Annotated in this window: 14 protein-coding genes and 3 tRNA genes; 14 read left to right on the top strand and 3 right to left on the bottom strand. The window is 66.9% G+C overall.

Annotated features, from left to right (window positions below):
• The first annotated feature begins 310 nt into the window (after positions 1-310).
• The 3 genes from B1400_RS09865 to B1400_RS00745 all read left to right on the top strand — a co-directional run bounded on the left by B1400_RS09865 (position 311) and on the right by B1400_RS00745 (position 6,212).
• Positions 311-2,278, top strand: coding sequence for an FHA domain-containing protein (locus tag B1400_RS09865; RefSeq protein ID WP_235607235.1), 1,968 nt, complete (start codon positions 311-313; stop codon positions 2,276-2,278).
• Positions 2,279-2,286: 8 nt separating this feature from the next.
• Positions 2,287-5,913 carry a helicase gene (locus B1400_RS00750; RefSeq protein ID WP_095612609.1) on the top strand — a complete coding sequence of 1,209 codons (3,627 nt, stop codon included), beginning with the start codon at positions 2,287-2,289 and terminating at the stop codon, positions 5,911-5,913.
• A 149-nt stretch (positions 5,914-6,062) separates the two neighbouring features.
• Positions 6,063-6,212 (top strand): BAG family molecular chaperone regulator 5, encoded by a 150-nt coding sequence (locus B1400_RS00745; protein ID WP_095612608.1) that lies wholly within the window; start codon positions 6,063-6,065, stop codon positions 6,210-6,212.
• Here B1400_RS00745 and B1400_RS00740 read toward each other — a convergent pair.
• From B1400_RS00740 to B1400_RS00730, 3 genes are all read right to left on the bottom strand, one after another.
• Positions 6,209-6,976 (bottom strand): SAF domain-containing protein, encoded by a 768-nt coding sequence (locus B1400_RS00740; RefSeq protein ID WP_095612575.1) that lies wholly within the window; start codon positions 6,974-6,976, stop codon positions 6,209-6,211. The genes B1400_RS00745 and B1400_RS00740 overlap by 4 nt on opposite strands.
• A gap of 500 nt (positions 6,977-7,476) precedes the next feature.
• Complete coding sequence (locus tag B1400_RS00735) at positions 7,477-7,665, bottom strand: FmdB family zinc ribbon protein (RefSeq protein ID WP_095612574.1); 189 nt, start codon at positions 7,663-7,665, stop codon at positions 7,477-7,479.
• Positions 7,666-7,822: 157 nt separating this feature from the next.
• Complete coding sequence (locus B1400_RS00730) at positions 7,823-8,461, bottom strand: 5-formyltetrahydrofolate cyclo-ligase (RefSeq protein ID WP_157909600.1); 639 nt, start codon at positions 8,459-8,461, stop codon at positions 7,823-7,825.
• Between the two features lie 111 nt (positions 8,462-8,572).
• On the opposite strand from B1400_RS00730, the gene B1400_RS00725 reads away from it, so the two are divergent.
• The 11 genes from B1400_RS00725 to dapC all read left to right on the top strand — a co-directional run bounded on the left by B1400_RS00725 (position 8,573) and on the right by dapC (position 17,111).
• Positions 8,573-9,256 (top strand): GNAT family N-acetyltransferase, encoded by a 684-nt coding sequence (locus B1400_RS00725; protein ID WP_235607234.1) that lies wholly within the window; start codon positions 8,573-8,575, stop codon positions 9,254-9,256.
• Between the two features lie 60 nt (positions 9,257-9,316).
• Positions 9,317-10,519 carry a ribonuclease E domain-containing protein gene (locus B1400_RS00720; RefSeq protein WP_407641052.1) on the top strand — a complete coding sequence of 401 codons (1,203 nt, stop codon included), beginning with the start codon at positions 9,317-9,319 and terminating at the stop codon, positions 10,517-10,519.
• A 270-nt stretch (positions 10,520-10,789) separates the two neighbouring features.
• Positions 10,790-11,083 (top strand): co-chaperone GroES, encoded by a 294-nt coding sequence (groES, locus tag B1400_RS00715; protein WP_024540990.1) that lies wholly within the window; start codon positions 10,790-10,792, stop codon positions 11,081-11,083.
• 333 nt (positions 11,084-11,416) lie between these two features.
• Positions 11,417-11,498: transfer RNA gene (locus B1400_RS00710), tRNA-Tyr, on the top strand.
• Between the two features lies 1 nt (position 11,499).
• Positions 11,500-11,571, top strand: a tRNA-Thr gene (locus B1400_RS00705).
• 4 nt (positions 11,572-11,575) lie between these two features.
• Positions 11,576-11,649: transfer RNA gene (locus B1400_RS00700), tRNA-Met, on the top strand.
• A 52-nt stretch (positions 11,650-11,701) separates the two neighbouring features.
• The gene (gene rpmG, locus B1400_RS00695; protein WP_022858912.1) at positions 11,702-11,872 is read left to right on the top strand and encodes a 50S ribosomal protein L33; all 171 of its coding nucleotides are present in this window, start codon (positions 11,702-11,704) and stop codon (positions 11,870-11,872) included.
• Positions 11,873-12,051: 179 nt separating this feature from the next.
• Positions 12,052-13,302, top strand: coding sequence for an FAD-binding protein (locus tag B1400_RS00690; protein WP_095612571.1), 1,251 nt, complete (start codon positions 12,052-12,054; stop codon positions 13,300-13,302).
• A gap of 304 nt (positions 13,303-13,606) precedes the next feature.
• Entirely contained in the window at positions 13,607-15,217 is a 1,611-nt protein-coding gene (locus B1400_RS00685; protein WP_095612570.1) for an amino acid permease, read from the top strand.
• A gap of 85 nt (positions 15,218-15,302) precedes the next feature.
• Entirely contained in the window at positions 15,303-15,626 is a 324-nt protein-coding gene (fdxA, locus tag B1400_RS00680; RefSeq protein ID WP_024540987.1) for a ferredoxin, read from the top strand.
• A gap of 312 nt (positions 15,627-15,938) precedes the next feature.
• Entirely contained in the window at positions 15,939-17,111 is a 1,173-nt protein-coding gene (dapC, locus tag B1400_RS00675) for a succinyldiaminopimelate transaminase (RefSeq protein WP_095612569.1), read from the top strand.
• The last annotated feature ends 53 nt before the right edge of the window (positions 17,112-17,164 follow it).

The following is a 17,164-nucleotide window of genomic DNA, read 5'->3' as shown; positions in this document are numbered from 1 at the left end:
GGAAAGGGCCGGATTGCGGGTAGGGTTGTCGGCGCGGGCAGCGGATCGACCCGGGAACGGGCCTGATTGCGGGGCGGATTGTCGACAGCGGCGATGGTTCGACCTGCTGCGGCCGAGGCACGGTTGCAGCTCTGTGCGATAATGCTGGCGTGTTGGGGCGGAATCGGGTGATTTGTTGAACTACCGCGTAAACTGTTGTTCAGTATGCGTACTTCTCGGTGAGGCACCGTCGCGCGCGGCGCACCCGAGCGGACAACGGCGAAAGGAAGGTCCCACGGTGAGCGGAGATCAACGAACGACAACGAAATGGATGATACGTGTTGACGGTTCGGATCTGGCCAGCGTCGAAGCAGGGCAAACCGTGGAGATCGGCCGCAAGCCGCTGCGTCCGGTTCCGGGCGGAGGCATGCGCCGCATCGAGATCCTCGACGACACCCGCTCGATGTCGAAACGGCATGCGGAATTCTCGGTGAAGACGGACGGCAACGCGATCCTGCGCGACCTCAATTCGACGAACGGCACCTTCCTCGTGCGTCCCGGCAACGAACTCGTGAGGCTGCCCGGCGGCTCCGACTTCGCGATGAACGACGACACGGTGCGCCTGCAGTTCGGCGACGTGCCCGTCGACTTCGTGCGCTTCATCAACGACGACGCGACGTCGAAGGGCGACGACGTCGCCAACCTCTTCGACTATGCGCTCGACAACCAGCCGAGCGAGCCCGAGGCCGCCGACATGTCGATCGACGACATCCTCAATCTGCGCGCCGGCGAACCGACCAACATCTTCAACGCCGGTCAGGTGCGTTCGCGCGCGAAGGAGCTGCGGCAGGCGGAACAGCAGACCTTCGCGCCGTTCACGTCGCCGCTCAACCCGCTCGCGGTGAACGACGCGAACGACGATGACGCGCAGGACGCGGCGCCGCGCGACCTGTTCGCCGATGCACACGACGTCGCCGCCGGCAAGATCGACGAACCGGCCGCGAAAAAGGAGGAGTTCGTGCCGCGCATGCACGATGGTCCGCGTCATGCCGACCGTCGCAACGCTGACAGTCTCGTCAGCGTGTCCGAGCTCGCGAGGCAGCATCGGCCGATTCCGTCCCTTGACGTCGCCCAGCCGCAGGAGTCGTCCGTCGGCGCGACGCGCGAACCGGTCTCCCCGACCGTCTCGCCGACGCCGTCGATGCACGGCGAACCGTCGATTTCGACGACGATGCGTCCGCAGCGGGAAACCGCCACGCAGCCGCAGGACGCGCAGACGCCAGCACGTCCGCAGCAGCCGAGCATCTGGCAGACGTCGATGCAGTCGGGCGTCGCGATGCAGCCGAAGCCCGCGCAGCAGCCGATGCCGGATACGCAGACGACGGGGGAACCGTCGGGTGCGGAACCGCGATACGACGCGGGGGCGCCGAACATGCGGCCGATGCAGGAGCCGGCCGTTCAGCCGATCACGCAGCCCGGCCAGCCGCTCGACCGGTCCGCCCAGCCGAACGCAGTCGTCCAGGCCGCCGAGCCGAACATGATCGCCCAGCCGAACGCGGGGGCGCCATACGATGCGTCGATGCAGCAGCCGCAGCAGCCGAACGTGCAGACGACGGCCGCGCAGACGCCGCTCGTCCACGTCGAGCTGCCGCGCGACCCCGCATCCGCCCAGCCGACGCAGCCGGCGCCTTCCGACGCGTTCGCCGAACAGCGCAACGCGCTGCATTTCGACGTCATCGAGTCGGCGTTGCACGGACCGGACATCGCGGCGCCGTACGAAATGACCACGACGGCCGCGGCTTCCGCGCCCGCCGACGTGACGGTGCCGATTGAGGTCGCGGCGCCGGCGCATCAGACGAATTTCGTGGTCGAGGCGACCGAGACAGCCGCCGAGTCCTCGTCGGAGGACGCCGCCGCGCAGAACGCGGACGTCGACGACTACGAGCGCTTCCGCCGTCATGACGACGACGATGCGCCGTCGCTCGACGAGACGCAGGCCTTCACGCCGGCCTTCGAACCCGGATCGGTGTTCGAACGCGTCGCGAACGGCGACTTCGACAAGCCGAAGGAGCTCATCGAGGCCGGCGGTTACACCTCCGACGACGCGCGCCGCTCCGACGACTTCACCGAGCAGTTCGAGATGGCGCGTCATGCGGAGCTGCTGCCGTTCCTCGCGATGAACCCGACGCTGTACGATGACCTGTACGAATGGCTCGCCGCGCAGTCGAACGCGGACATCGACGAGGCGCTGAGCCGCAATCCGGGATATGAGGACTACCGTAAGGCAGTAGGAAAGTGAGCGAGCAGATGACGGACAATTCCACCCAGACGAGCGGCGCGCTCGACGAGCTGCGCCGGTGGCGTGAGGAGTTCAAGGCGAACCTCGTGCCCTCGCCGCTCGAGGACGTGGCGCAGCTGACCGCGCAGGTCGACCTCACGCACGCGCACCCGTCGGGCATCTCGCAGCTGTTCGCCCGCGGCAGCGCGCCGCTGCATTCGCTGTTCCGCGACAGCGGCATGCTACGCACGGCCGCGCGCCGTGTCGAACGCGTCCTCGACGACCAAGGCGCGAAGCGGCGCATCAGCGGCGTCGCCGAACTGTCGCTTGTCGTCGGCGTGGCCACGTGGAAGGGCAACATGATGCCGGTGCTGCTCTACCCGGTCGAGGTGGTGCGCGACGGCAATCCGGTCGAACACCACACGACGATCAGCTTCACCGGGCATGTGCGGCTCAATGCGTCCTTCCTCGCCGCGATGCGCGAGCACGGGGTGCGCCTCGACGAACGCCAGCTGTTCGATGGGTCGAACTACGCGTCCGGCACGCCGGAGACGGCCGCCGTCTTCGCCGCGATCTCGAAGGTCGCGCAGCAGGTCTTCCCCGATTTCTCGATCGAACGGCAGATCATCCTCGGCTGTTTCATGGATCCGTCGACGCAGATCCTCGTCGAGAGCCAGATGATCATCGACCATCTCGCGAAGGGGCCGAGCGGTAACGTCATGCTCGACGCGCTCGCCGGCTATCCGCAGGCGCGCGGTTCGCTGAGCAACGAGAAGATGCCCCCCTTCAGCCCCTTCGATGGCGACCCGCATTCCGAATACGAAGTCGGCGACGTCGACAACACGGTCCGCTACGCGGCGAACATGGTCGCCGCCGGCCATTCGCTGTTCGTCGACGGCACCGAGGACACCGACACGGCCGAGCAGGCCGCCGCGATCGCCTCGCGCTGCATCATGGCGGGCCGTTCCGTGCTGTATGTGCCGTGCGTGACCGACCAGAAGCGCCGCTTCCTGTCGATCATGCGCGCGAACGAGCTCAGCGGGCAGGCGCTCGACGTGGCCGACCCGAACGCGAACGCCGCGATCGACCATCAGCTCATCCGCGCCGTCGGCTACCAGCAGGGCGTCGCGACGTCGCGCTTCGAACAGCTCGCCGACGAACTCGTCGGCGTGCGCTCGCGTCTGACGCGCTACCTCGGCGACCTGCACGGCGTCAACAAGACGTGGGGCGTCTCCGCCTACCAGACGATCCAGAACCTCGCGAGCATCGCCGAACTGCCGACGCATCCGTCGACGCATGTGCGGCTGTCGAAGGAGGTCGCGCAGAAGATCGGGCCGTCGCTCGATGACTGGGCCGCCAAACTCGAGCGCGCCGGCGAGCTCGGCGAATACTCGATCGACGCGAAGGACACCGCGTGGTACAAGGCCTCCCTCTACAGCGAGGACGAGGCGATCGGCGCCTACCAGCGCGTCGTGACGATGCTGCGCACGTTGCTGCCGGCGACGCGCGAGCAGGTGACGAGCACCGTGAAGACCTGCGGTTTCTCGGTGCCGGCGACGGCGCAGGAATGGGGACGTCAGGTCACGGTGCTCAAGAACCTGCGGCGTGTGCTCGACGTGTTCCAGCCGGAGATCTTCGAACGCGACATCGATCTGATGATCGAGGCGACGAAGCCGAAGCAGGACCGCAAGTCCGACGGGTCGGCGATGGGCTTCTGGGAGCGCCGCCGTCACATCAAGGAGGCGAGGAGCCTGCTGCGCGTCGGCGCGCAGGTCGAGAACCTGCACGACGCGCTGTGCGTCGTGCAGCGCCAGGCCGAGCAGTGGCGTCTGTTCGTGCCGCACGGCGGCTGGCCGGTGCTGCCGCCGAAGCTCGACGACATCATCACGACGCAGGACGAGCTTGTCTCCAACATGACGGCGCTCGACACGGTGCTCGCGACGACGCCCGACGGCGGCGACCTGCAGACTACCGACTTCAACGACGTCGAGGAGCGGCTCAAGGCGCTGTTCGACGACCGCAAGGCGCTCGATACGCTGCCCGAGCGCGCCACGCTCGAACGCGAGCTCGACGCCGCCGGCCTGAGCGCGCTCGTCGACGACCTGCACCAGCGCCATGTGGCCGTCGACGCCGTGCGCGACGAGCTGCGCCTCGCTTGGTGGACGACCGTCTTCGACGACATCGTGCATTCGTCGGCGATCATCTCGAACCAGGACGGCTCGGCGTTGCAGAACGCCTCCGACCGCTTCGTGCAGGTCGACACCGAGCATGTGCGCTCGGTCGGCCCTATGATCATGCAGGAGTCGATGCACCGCCTGTGCGACCTGCTGTTCGCGCGCACGCAGGAGGCGAACATGCTGCACACCGTGCTCGCCGGTTCGAACGGCATCTCGCTGAGCCGCATCCACCATGACCATCCCGAGATCCTCGCCGCCGCGAAGCCGGTCATCATGAGCACGCCGGCGACGCTCGCCTCGGTCACGAAGCCGACGCCGATCGCCGACGTCGTCATCGTCGACGCGGCCGCGCATCTGCCGTCGATCCTGCTGCTGAACATCCTGTGCCGCGCGCGTCAGGTCGTTGTCCTCGCCCATGAGCAGACGATCACCTCCGACAGCGTGCGCACGCTCGTCTCGCTGCTGCCGCACGTCACGGTCGCGCCGCATCCGACGCGCCGCGATCCCCGCGTCAACCGTTTCCTCGAAGCGCAGGGCTACGGCAACGTCAGCCATGACGTGACGCGCGACGGAGTGCAGGGGCATCTGATGTTCCACCAGATCGAAGCGACCGGCGTGCCGATCATGGCGAGCGGACTCGTCGAAAGCAGCCAGGGCGAGATCGACGAGATCGTCAACCTCATCACCCGGCGCGCGCAGACCTTCACCACTGTGCCGGCGAGCTACATCCTGACCGTCGTGTGCATGACGCCGACCTTCCGCACCCGGCTGGGCGCCGAGCTCAAGGCGCTCGCGACGCGCAACGAGATCATGGGGCGCTTCCTGCGGCACGTGCGCATCATCGACATCACCGACGTCGCCGGGGCGCACGCGACCGACGTCATCCTGTCGATGAGCTACGCGAAGACGTCGCACGGCCGCCTGCTGCAGCAGTTCGGCGCGCTCGAAAGCGACGGCGGCAAGGGGATGCTGCTCGACGCGCTCGCGCTCGCCGACCACAACATCGACATCGTCAGCGCATTCAGCGCCGACGACCTCGAGGACGACCGCCTGCACCACGCGGGCCCGAAGATGCTCAAGACGCTGCTCGTCTGGGCGCAGCGGCTCGGCAACGAGACGCCGATCGAGCCGGCGGGCAGACCCGATGCGGACAACGTCCTCCTCACCGATCTGGCCGCGCGCATCCGTGAGCGCGGTCTCGACGTGGCCATCGACTACGGCTACGACGGCGGCGCGAGGCTGCCGATGGTCGTTGGGCGCAAGGACAAGCCGTATGTGCTCGCCGTGTTCACCGACGACGCCCAGTTCATGGGCATCCAGTCGACGCGCGAACGGCATCGGATCCTCGAGCAGGACACCGAAGGCCTCGGATGGTCGGTCATGACGATCTGGAGCGTCGCGGCCTTCGTCAACCCGGACAAGGAGGTCGATCGCGTCGTCGCGCAGCTCGACGCGCTGTACCGGGAGGCGCAGCGATGAGCGACGCCGTCATCCATGTCTTCGACGGCGCAGGCGAGGGTGCGCACGGCGCCGGCGGCGCATATGCCGGCGATGGCGGTGCCGAGGGCGCGCAGGCGCCGGCGTACAGCGCCGACCGGCGTACGCCGCGCCGCCATCGCCGCGTCGTCATGAAGGGCACCGAGCGGTTCGACGCCGACGGCGTCAAGCTCGAGGCCGGCGACATGCGCACACGCGAGCAGCGTGCGGCTGACGACGACCGTCGCATCCTCGGGGAGCTGCCGCCGCATTGGGGCGTCTTCGAGGAGCGCGGCCGCTAATCGGCGCGCACGGCGAGTACCGGTCCGTTCGCCTGCGCCTGCAATGTGCGCATCGCGTCGGCCGCGCTCATCGCGACCGGCGTCAGACGCCCGTCGGCCGCCGCATCGTCGCGTGGGGCTCCCATGACGATCGCGTCGTCGCTGACCGTGCACAGGCCGTCCGCCTGCACGTCGTCCGCGACGGCGGACGCTTTCGCATCCGCGCTCGTATCCGGGCTCGGCTGTGCGTCCGCATCCGTCGGTTCGGCTTCGTCGGCTGCCTCGCCGGCGCCGACGGCGGGAGGGGAGCATCCGGTCGCTGCGGTCAGTCTGACATGCGTGCCCGGGGCGAAGGGATGGCTGAGCTCGCCGAGGCGCACGTCGATGACGGTATGCCCCGGCGCGACGGCCGGCGTGGATCCCAGCATCGTCGGCAGCAGCACGTCGCCTTTGCGGATGTCGATGAGCGCGTAGGCGGTCTCGTCGTCGAGCCGTTCGACGGCGCCGTCCAACGCGTCGCTCGCAGGCAGTGTCGTCGGCGTGAAATCGGCGGTGACGACGGCGTCGCCCGCTTGGATCTGATGGGACGCGGTGAGCACGTTGCGCGTCGCCGTCGCCGTGATGATGCATTCGAGCGTGCACAGCACGGCGAGCGCGGCACAGCAGGCCGCGAGCAGCTTGCGGGAGCGGCGGTCGAGACGTCGGCCGCGCGGTGTGCGTGGCCGGCCTGGTCGTGGCTCGCCGCCGCGGCCGGAACGGAAACTGAAGTCGAACATATGCGTCATGGCAGCATGATGCGTCCGGAGCTCCGGCGGTGTCCAGCCGCAGCGGGGTATGTGACCGGAAGGGTGTGTCGTCGGCCAAATGTGGACGACACGCCGTGCGGAGTTGTGGATTGTGAAGATTGTTCGCTCTCAGTCCACATCGTATCCACATGGTTGTGGATGAACGGGACCCCCATCCACAAGAGCCGCCATGCAGCCGCGGATGGAGGGAGGCGACGGGGATCATCGTGCCCGCAGTCCATCGTCGGATTCGCGCAACGGCATGGAAGACGGGCGCCGCCGCGGAATCCAAGGACGGACGCAGAGGGAGCGGGCATCCGCGGAAGGCGCGGACGGCGCTACGCCCGAGGCCGAACGGCGATCTTTGCGGGGCTATCCGTCGCCGGCGTCATGGCAGACGCCGCAAGGCCACCGTGCTCCATGGCATGGGAGCGACGGTGGCCTTGCGAATACGAATAGTGAGCGCGCTGCGATAAGATGAGCGCGGCTTCGAAGAGGACCTACTTCGACGAGCCCTTGTCGGTGCGGTAGAAGCCGCTGCCCTTGAAGGTGATCGGAACCGCCGAATACACCTTGTGCACGGTCGGCTCTCCGCATTCGGGGCAGACGGTGATCGGCTTGTCGTCGAAGGATTGGTGTTCGGTGAAGTCGTGGCCGCAATGCTTGCAACGGTAATGGTAGACGGGCATGATGCTCCTTTCGGGTGGACGCGTTCGCGCGAGCGCATATCGTTCTAATCCCCAGAGACTACTCACATGTATGCATGAACGGGAACGGCCATCCACCGTAGGCGTAGGTCGTCCACGTGGCGGGATGCGGACGGCAGGGCGCATCGCCCCGCGCGGGTCATCGGGTGAACGTGAGGCCGCGCGGCGTGAGCACGGCGTCGACCCGCACGTCGTGCGGTTGCGTCGGCAGCGTCTCGTCGACGAATTCGCTCGCCCAGCATATCGCGATGCGCGGCGACGCCGCCGGCGCGAACATGAGCGCATGGTCGTACCACGCCGCTCCACGTCCGAGCCTGTCGCCGTCGTGGTCGACGGCGAGCGCCGGCAGCACGATGACGTCGGCGTCGGCGAGCGCCGCGGCCGGCAGCGTCTCGGCATCGGGCTCGTGGGGATGCGGCGTACGTCCGGCGACGAAGGCGGCCTCGTGGCGCAACCCGGCGACCTCCTCGGGCGACGTCAGCCGGGACCATCCGACCTCCCGTCCCGATCCGAGCCGGGGCACCAGCAGATGGATGCCCCGCGCCGCGGCCTCGTTGAGGATCGGCAATGTGCTGATCTCGGTGCCCATCGACACATGGCAGGCCATCGTCAGCGGCGTTGTGCGCGGCCGGGAGAACAACGGCAACGCGAACAGCGCGTCGGCGCAGCGCTCGCCAGCGCCGGCGCAGTCGGCCGCCGTCATATAGCGGCGTTGCCGGAGCAGCTCATGGCGGAGCTCGCGTTTGCGCTCGTCGGTCGTCGGCTTCGGCTGGTTCATGTGCGGCATGGTCACGGTTCTACCATGCCGAGGTCACCGTCGGGTTGCGCGTACCGCGAGATGGGACGCCGCGGCGTCGGCGTGCGCGTCGCGCGTGGGACAATGGAGGGCGTGACGATATTCCGAACCCTGCGCGACGCGATGCGGCGCGACACGTCCGACGCCTTCCGCACGCCGATGACGCTGCTCGCCCCGGCGGACGCGCCGGCGATCCGCCTGCGCACGATGACGGCGGCCGACGAGGCCGAATGGGACCAGGTGCGCATACGCAACGCGGCATGGCTCGAACCGTGGGATTCGAATGATCCCGAGCGCCGTCGGCCGGTCACGTTCCCGCAATGGATACGGATGCAGCGGCGCGACGAGCGTTCGGGGTCGGCGATCGTGTTCGTCGTCGAATACGGCGGCCGCATCGTCGGGCAGATCTCACTCGGCGCGGTCATGCTCGGCGCGATGCGCAGCGGCATCATCGGATATTGGATCGACCATGATTACGCCGGCAGGGGATTCACGCCGCTCGCCGTGGCGATGCTCGCCGACTGGGCGATGCTCGATCCGGACGGCCCGCGGCTGCACCGGGTGGAGATCGACCTCGTGCCGCAGAACGGGCGCTCGCGGCGTGTCGTGGAGAAGGTCGGCGCCCAATATGAGGGCATGCGACGAAAATATATGTACATCAATGGGCAGTGGCGCGATCATGAATCGTACAGTCTGCTCGCCGAGGACGCTCCCGGCGGATTCACCCGCCGCCTGCTTGGCGACACGCCCGGCGGCCGCGTTTCCTCATTGTCCTAAATTCTTTTATTCTTAGGAACTATGGGTTACGAATCACTAAGCACGATCGTGGTCTTGGTGATGGTCGGAATCATCATGGCGATATGGCTGCCACGCAAGACGGTCGACGGCATGAAGACAGTGATGAAGCATCGTTCGGACCGGTACTCCACTTCGCTGCATCTGGTGGATGAGCAAAGTGGCACGACGTTCAACGATGTCGATTCGCCGAAGACGAAAGGGGCGATAATGCCAGCGACGCAGAAGGAACACGGCGCATACCGCGAATACCGCGAGCATGTGGCCAATGTACGCAAGCTTCGCCGTGCCGCCGCGCATCGCCGCAAACTGATCGCCGGCGCACTGCTCACCGCGTCCGTCGTCGTCGTCCTCCTCGCCTTCGTGTTGCACTTCAGCCCGTGGTACACGCTCATCCCGGCGGGGCTGCTCGCGCTCGTCTGCGCGCTCGGCATCCGCGCGTCCAAGCAGGCGCGCGCCTGGGAGGCGAAGGTCGCCGCTAAGGAGCAGGAGCATCGGCGCAGGCAGCGGATGCGCCCGAAGGCGGTCCGGCGTCAGGTCGAGGAGGCCGCCGGAGCGCAGTCCCCGGCCGACGCCGACGCCGTGGGGCAGCCGGATGAGGAGACGCGCACCGACGTCATGGAACAGCGGGAGATCCGCCGTGCATTGCATCAGGCACGCGTCGAGCAGGCCCAGGCGCTTGCGCGTCGCCAGGCGGCGCAACAGGTGGCGCAGGAGGAATCGGCCGCGCCGCAGCCGGGGGAGACCGCCGCACGCGTCGAGACCGCCGTGGCCGCCGAGGACGCCGTGCATGCGCAGCTTGTCGTCCGCGAGGAGATGAACGCCTATCCGCCTGACGAGACGAACGAACTGTCCGAGATCTCGCCGGCTTCCGCGGTCGACGCCTTCGACATGGCGGTCAGCCAGGACCTGATCTCCTTCTCGCTCGGATCGCCGCGCAATGGCGTCGAGCATCCGCGGGAGGCGCCCGAAAGCCGCGAGATCAAATCGACGAAGCAGGTCGCGAAGGCCGAACCGAAGGCGCCTGACGCCGATGCGGGGGACGTCGTCGAAACGGCCACGTCCGAGGACGCCGGGGAGCCATCGAACGACACGCCGAAGGCGGACGCATCCGCGCCGTCGGCGATCAACGACTCCGCCGCGTTCCACGAGAGCGAACGCACGGCCGCCGTCGAGGCGCCCGACGAGACGAGCGACTCGCTCGGCTCGAGCCTTGAATCGATTCTCGCGCGTCGCGGCAACTGACCGCCGCGCCGCGGCGATCGCGTCTGCCGCGGCGCGCCGCATCCCGGACGACACCGGCCCGCGTGCGGCCGGTGTTTTCCTTATGCTGCAACCTTTTCTCTCACAGCGTTAGCACTCGAGTTGGCAGAGTGCTACCGGTCGCGCTAGGATAGACAACTAGCGCGACGGAAAGGGTGCGGCAAGTGAATCGTCAGCCGCCTGACGTATTCGTTCCCGAGCGAAACCGTAACGATTGTTCGCATGCAGCAATGCAGAAAGAGGAGGTACGTCGTGTCGTTCCCACTCATTCCACTGGAAGACAAGATCATCGTCAAGCAGGCCGAGGCCGAGACGCAGACCGCTTCGGGTCTGTTCATCCCGGACAACGCCAAGGAGAAGCCGCAGCAGGGCGAAGTCCTCGCCGTCGGCCCGGGCCGCCGCGACGAGAAGGGTGAGCGCATCCCGATGGACGTCAAGGTCGGCGACAAGATCCTGTACTCGAAGTACGGCGGCACCGAAGTGCACTATCAGGGTGAGGACTACCTCATCGTGGCCGCGCGCGACGTGCTCGCGATCCTCGCCTGACGCGAAGGCGGCCGCGCGGATCCGCGCGTGCCGTGCAACGGCGAAGGCCCCGCGTGTCATCTCCGACACGCGGGGCCTTCGCGTATCCGACGACCGAATGCGTCCGGGACGGGGTGCGGGCGGGGCGCCGTGGTCGCGGACCGGCGTCAGACGGGAATAGCGGCGGCGGATTGCTGTTGACCCCTATGTGCGGCCGGCGGCCGCACGCGAGAAGGCTGTTGCGCCGATGGGCGAAAACCGAGGAACGGCAACGCGACACGCCGAGATTTGCGGAAAGTTACCCTCCCATGGCATACTAGCCAAGTTGCCGGTTGAACCTCAACCGAAAACGATGGCGGATTTCCCAAGCGGTCAAAGGGACCTGACTGTAAATCAGGCGCTTCGTGCTTCAGTGGTTCGAATCCACTATCCGCCACGCCTCGATAGCTCAGTGGTAGAGCACTTCCTTGGTAAGGAAGAGGTCGTGAGTCCGATTCTCACTCGAGGCTCTCTGGCGGGATAGCTCAGCTGGCTAGAGCGTACGACTCATAATCGTAAGGTCAAGAGTTCGAGTCTCTTTCTCGCTACTATAAGGGCCGGGAAACCGGCCCACATATTCGACAACAAGAGGTGAACCAAATGGCAAGCAAGAGCGCAGACATTCGTCCGGGCATCACGCTGGCATGCACCGAGTGCAAAGAGCGTAACTACATCACGACCAAGAACCGTCGTAACACGCCCGACCGTCTCGAACTGAAGAAGTTCTGCCCGCGCTGCGGCAAGCAGACGCTTCATCGCGAGACCCGCTGAGCATAGATCTTTGCAGGAGCCCGACCGTACAGGTCGGGCTCCTTTCGTTTGCGCCGACGCCGTCGGTACGGACCGTGCCTCCGATCCCCGCGGGCGCCGTCCGCGCATCCCCCTCGCCCGCATTATTGTGGGCAGCTGAACCCGACCGGCCTGCGGCGTTTTTTGTTACTGTGGGAGTTATGACTACATTCGCAGAGCTCACCACCATCGGCGTAGGTGGCAATATCGATCATTTCATGGAACCGACGACGCGCGCAAGCATCATCGAGGAGATCGAACACGCGGACACCCACGGCATCCCCGTGTGCGTCATCGGTGGAGGCTCGAACCTGCTCGCCTCCGACGACGACTTCCACGGCCTCGTGCTGCGCGACGCCCGCCGCCTCATCACGGTGCCGGACGAAGCCGATCCGGTCGAGAACGGCGACAACACCGTGCACGTGACCGCCGAGGCCGGATGCAACTGGGACGATCTCGTCGCGTTCTGCGTCGACCGCGGCCTCGAAGGCATCGAAGGGCTCTCCGGCATCCCTGGCAACGTCGGCGCGAGCGTCGTGCAGAACATCGGCGCCTATGGCCAGGAGGTCGCGACGAGCGTCGAATCGGTCGAGGTGTGGGACCGCGAGGACCGCAAGACGAAGACATTGTCGAACGTCGAGATGCAGTTCGGCTACCGTTCGAGCCTGCTCAAGACGAGCATGTACAAGGCGCCGGGCGTGCCGAACGAGGAGTACTATCCGTCGCCGCGCTACATCGTGCTGTCCGTGACCTTCGCGCTCACGCACACCGAGACCGGCGCCGTCAACTATCCGCAGCTTGCGAAGGCGCTCGACGTCAACCTCTCCGATCGCATCCCGATCTCCCGTCTGCGCGACGCCGTGCTCGACGTGCGCGCGTCGAAGGCGATGCTCGAGGACGCGACGCGCTACAGGCTGCCCATCATGGTCGACGAGAAGCGACCGGAGGCGGTCGAACGCGCGATCAGCGCCCAGCAGCGCTATGTGACGGATCACGACGCGCCGGCCGATGTCATCGACGAGCATATGCAGGCGACGGTCGGTCAGAACGAGGACTACAACCGCCACAGCTGCGGCAGCTTCTTCATGAACCCGATCGTCGACGACGCTGTGGCCGCGGCGCTCCCCGACGACTCGCCGAAGTATCCGGCGACGCTTCCCGACGGCTCGACCGGCGTCAAGCTGTCCGCGGCGTGGCTCATCGACCATGCCGGCTTCCACAAGGGATACCGCGTGTCCCCCGACGCGCGCGCGGCGCTGTCCGACCTGCATACGCTCGCGATCACGAACCGCGGCGGCGCGACCTGCGACGACATCGTCGCGCTCGCCTCGGCGATCCGCGACGGCGTGCGCAAGCGGTTCAACGTGACGCTCGTGCCCGAGCCGGTCATGGTCAACACGAAGCTGTCCTGACGACGGTCATATCTGACGACGGACGCGTCTGACGACGCCCGCGTCAGCGACGACCTTCCGATCCGCCGGCCGACGCAAGGCGCGGCCGGCGGATCCTTTTCCCCACATCGCGTCCGTCTGCATGGCGAAACGGGCGGATATGCGGCGCGCGCCGCCGCAATCTTGCTCACAGTGAACGATGCGCCGGGGTGGCTCCTACACTTAGGCTGCGTATCTGGCAACCATCGCCTGTTCGCAGGTCACGCCAAAAGCTCATGAGCGCCAGCTGCACATCAGAGAGTAGGAACGCGAACAAGGTGGCATCGTGCAGATATTCAGGACGAAGTCAGTCGAACAAACCATAGCCGAAACGAACGAGACGGGGCATTCGCTCAAACGCAGCCTCGGATGGTGGGACCTCGCCGTCATGGGCGTCGCCGTGGCCGTCGGCGCCGGCATCTTCTCGGTGGGCGCGCAGGCCGCGGCGTTCCACGCCGGCCCCGCCGTCATCATCAGCTTCATCATCGCCGGCATCGTATGCGGCGCGGCCGTCATGTGCTACGCCGAATTCGCGTCGATCATGCCGGTCGCCGGATCCGCGTACACCTTCACCTACGCGACGATCGGCGAGATCATGGCGTGGATCATCGGGTGGGACCTCATCCTCGAGATGCTGATGGCGGGATCCGTCATCTCCAAATACTGGGGCGTCTACCTCAACGACTTCATGCGGCTCATGGGGCTGGACTGGAACACGAACCTGACCTTCGGCTCCTTCCACCTCGACCTCGCGCCGATCATCATCGTCGGGCTCTTCACCGTGCTGCTCGTCTTCGGCACGAAGATCGGCGCGCGCGTGGACGGCGCGATGACGATCCTCAAGATCGCGATCGTCGTCTTCGTCGTCGTCGTCGGCTTCTTCTATGTGAAGGCCGCCAACTACACGCCGTTCGTGCCGCCGAGCGAACCGGCCAACCATGTGCAGCACGGCGAACTCGGCGGCAGCATGGCGCAGCCGCTGTGGCAGTGGCTCACGCACATGAAGCCGACGATCTACGGGTGGTCCGGCGTGCTCTCCGGCGCCGCTCTCGTCTTCTTCGCGTTCATCGGCTTCGACGTCGTCGCCACCGCATCCGAGGAGACGAAGAACCCGAAGCGCAACGTGCCGCTCGGCATCGGCGTCGGCATGCTGCTCGTCATCGTCATGTACGTGCTCGTCGCGATCGTCACGACCGGCATGGTCTCCTACAAGCAGCTCGCGACCGTGGACAGCCCGTCGCTCGCGACCGCGTTCGAACTCGTCGGCGCCGATTGGGCGGCCAAGATCATCAGCTTCGCGATCGTGCTCGGCCTGGCGACCGTCGTCATGGTGCTGCTGCTCGGCCTGACGCGCGTCGTCTTCGCGATGAGCCGCGACGGTCTGCTGCCGCGCGGCATCTCGCGCACCGGCAGGCACGGCACGCCGGCGAGGCTGCAGATCATCGTCGGTGTCGTCGTCGCGCTCGTCGCCGCCTGCTTCAACATCGACGTGCTGTCCGACATGGTCAACATCGGCACGCTCTCGGCGTTCACGCTCGTCGCGCTCGCGATCCCGATCATGCGCAAGAAGCGCCCCGACCTGCCGCGCACGTTCCGCATCCCCGGCAATCCGTGGGTGCCGATCCTCGTCGCGCTCGCGAACTTCTGGCTCATGCTCAACCTGACGGTGCTCACATGGATCCGTTTCCTCGTGTGGCTCGTCATCGGCTTCGTCATCTACTTCACCTACAGCTACGGCCATGCGCGCCTCGGCACCGGCGAACTCGACGCCGAACTCGAACGCTTCGACAAGGAGCAGCGCATCAAGCAGCTCGAGGAGACGGCGCATGAGCATGAGACGGCCGAGGCGAAGGCGCAGGCCGCCGCGAAGGCCGGACGCCGGCACGGGGGACGCTGAGCCGATCGCCGTCCGGCCGCGCGCGTCGACTTTGCCCGGCCGCGCGCGCCGCGGTAGTCTGGAACGGATTCTTAAGGAGGACAAGATGGCCTATGTGATTGCCCAGCCCTGCGTGGACGTCAAGGACAAGGCGTGCGTCGACGAATGCCCGGTCGACTGCATCTACGAAGGCAAGCGTTCGCTGTACATCAACCCGAACGAATGCGTCGACTGCGGCGCTTGCGAACCGGTCTGCCCGACCGAGGCGATCTTCTACGAGGACGATCTGCCGCCGCAGTGGGAGTGGTACAAGGACGCGGCGATCGAGTTCTTCGCCGAAGTGGGCGACCTCGGCGGCGCGCAGGCCGCCGGCCCGATCGGCAAGGACCCGAAGCGCGTCGCCGAGCTGCCGCCGCAGAACGGCGCGTGACGCCAAAACGCAGGATGCGGACGCACGGTCCGCGGACTTCCCCTCGACGGAGGCCCGCGGACCGTTTTTGTGTGCTTCGGACGGCTTCGGGCGTCGTATCTGCGTCGGCGGGGAGCATCATATGGCATCTGGGCGGATAGCCGCGTCGCGCATCGTTGGAAAACAAGGGATCCTGCACCCCGATACCGGGCGATATCCCGCAAGTTGCTCCCCGCCAACGCAGATACGCCATGTCGCGGCCGCCGACCCTCGTCAACGACGGGGACGATAATCATTCGCAGCAGCCGAACATCCGGAAACAAGGAGCGTGAGATGGGATTCCATGGTTTTTCGTCGCCGTACGACTGGTCGCGCATCGCGCAGTACAAGGAACGCGCGCGCGGATTCGCCGGAGGCATGATCGACCTGTCGATCGGCTCGCCGGTGGATGACGTGCCCGAGGCCGTGCGCGTCGCGCTCGCCGGCGCCGCGAACGCCGCGAACGGCTACGGTTATCCGGCCACGGTCGGCACCGCCGAACTGCGCGCCGCGCTGCACGCATGGTTCCGCGACTGCCGCGACGTCGAACTCGCGCAGATCGGCGCCGACGTCGTGCCGACGGTCGGCTCGAAGGAGGCCGTCGCGATGATGGCGTCGCTGCTGCGTTTCGGTCCCGGAGACGTCGTCGTCCAGCCGCGCGTGTCCTATCCGACCTACGAAATCGGCACGCAGGTCGCCGGCGCCGCCGTGCTCAAGGTGGACGACGTCGCCGATGTCGCATCGTGGAAGGACGTGTCCGGCGTCAAGGCCGTGTGGGTCAACTCGCCGAACAACCCGACCGGTGCGACGCTCGACGCGGCGCAGCTGCGACGCATCGTGCAGGCGGCTCGCGCGATCGACGCCGTCGTATTGTCCGACGAATGCTATGCGATGATGACGTGGAACGACGACAACGACGGAGACGGCATGCTCGAGCAGGATCTCGAGGGGTCGCCGTGCGCGCTGCGCGCCGACGTGTGCGAAGGCGACGCGCGCGGCGTGCTCGTCCTGTATTCGCTGAGCAAACAGTCGAACATGGCCGGCTATCGCACGGCATGCATCGCCGGCGACGCGGCGATCGTGCACGACATGACGAACCTGCGCAAGCAGCTCGGCCTCATCGTCCCCGGCCCCGTGCAGGCGGCGATGACCGCCGGGTTGCGCGCGACGGACGAGGTGCGCCTGCAGCACAACCGCTACCATGCGCGGCTCGAGGCGCTCGTCGGCGGCCTGCGCGCCTACGGATACGACGCGACGATGCCGCAGGGCGCGCTCTACGTGTGGGTGAAGGCGAAGTCCGGCGACTGCTGGCAGGACATGGAGGACCTGGCCTCGATCGGCATCATCGCGAGCCCCGGCGAGTTTTACGGCGACGGAGCCTATCTGCGCTTCTCGGCGACGGTGGACGACGAGGCAGTCGCGTCGGCCGTCGGCAGGCTGCGCGCGGGTGCCGCGATCGGCGAGTGACGGCCACATGACGACTGTGAGCGGACGGTCGTGTCGCGATGGCCGCGATCGCC

This window comes from Bifidobacterium italicum (assembly GCF_002286915.1).
Lineage (GTDB): Bacteria > Actinomycetota > Actinomycetes > Actinomycetales > Bifidobacteriaceae > Bifidobacterium > Bifidobacterium italicum.
The sequence above is the reverse complement of the archived record's forward strand: the minus strand, read 5'-3'. Positions and strand labels throughout refer to the sequence as shown.

Bases quoted from the DNA above. Each gene is read 5' to 3' on its own strand.
- B1400_RS09865 (WP_235607235.1), top strand. From the start codon at position 311: ATGATACGTGTTGACGGTTCGGATCTGGCCAGCGTCGAAGCAGGGCAA.
- B1400_RS00750 (WP_095612609.1), top strand. From the start codon at position 2,287: ATGACGGACAATTCCACCCAGACGAGCGGCGCGCTCGACGAGCTGCGC.
- B1400_RS00745 (WP_095612608.1), top strand. From the start codon at position 6,063: ATGAAGGGCACCGAGCGGTTCGACGCCGACGGCGTCAAGCTCGAGGCC.
- B1400_RS00740 (WP_095612575.1), bottom strand. From the start codon at position 6,976: ATGACGCATATGTTCGACTTCAGTTTCCGTTCCGGCCGCGGCGGCGAG.
- B1400_RS00735 (WP_095612574.1), bottom strand. From the start codon at position 7,665: ATGCCCGTCTACCATTACCGTTGCAAGCATTGCGGCCACGACTTCACC.
- B1400_RS00730 (WP_157909600.1), bottom strand. From the start codon at position 8,461: ATGAACCAGCCGAAGCCGACGACCGACGAGCGCAAACGCGAGCTCCGC.
- B1400_RS00720 (WP_407641052.1), top strand. From the start codon at position 9,317: ATGGTCGGAATCATCATGGCGATATGGCTGCCACGCAAGACGGTCGAC.
- rpmG (WP_022858912.1), top strand. From the start codon at position 11,702: ATGGCAAGCAAGAGCGCAGACATTCGTCCGGGCATCACGCTGGCATGC.
- B1400_RS00690 (WP_095612571.1), top strand. From the start codon at position 12,052: ATGACTACATTCGCAGAGCTCACCACCATCGGCGTAGGTGGCAATATC.
- fdxA (WP_024540987.1), top strand. From the start codon at position 15,303: ATGGCCTATGTGATTGCCCAGCCCTGCGTGGACGTCAAGGACAAGGCG.
- dapC (WP_095612569.1), top strand. From the start codon at position 15,939: ATGGGATTCCATGGTTTTTCGTCGCCGTACGACTGGTCGCGCATCGCG.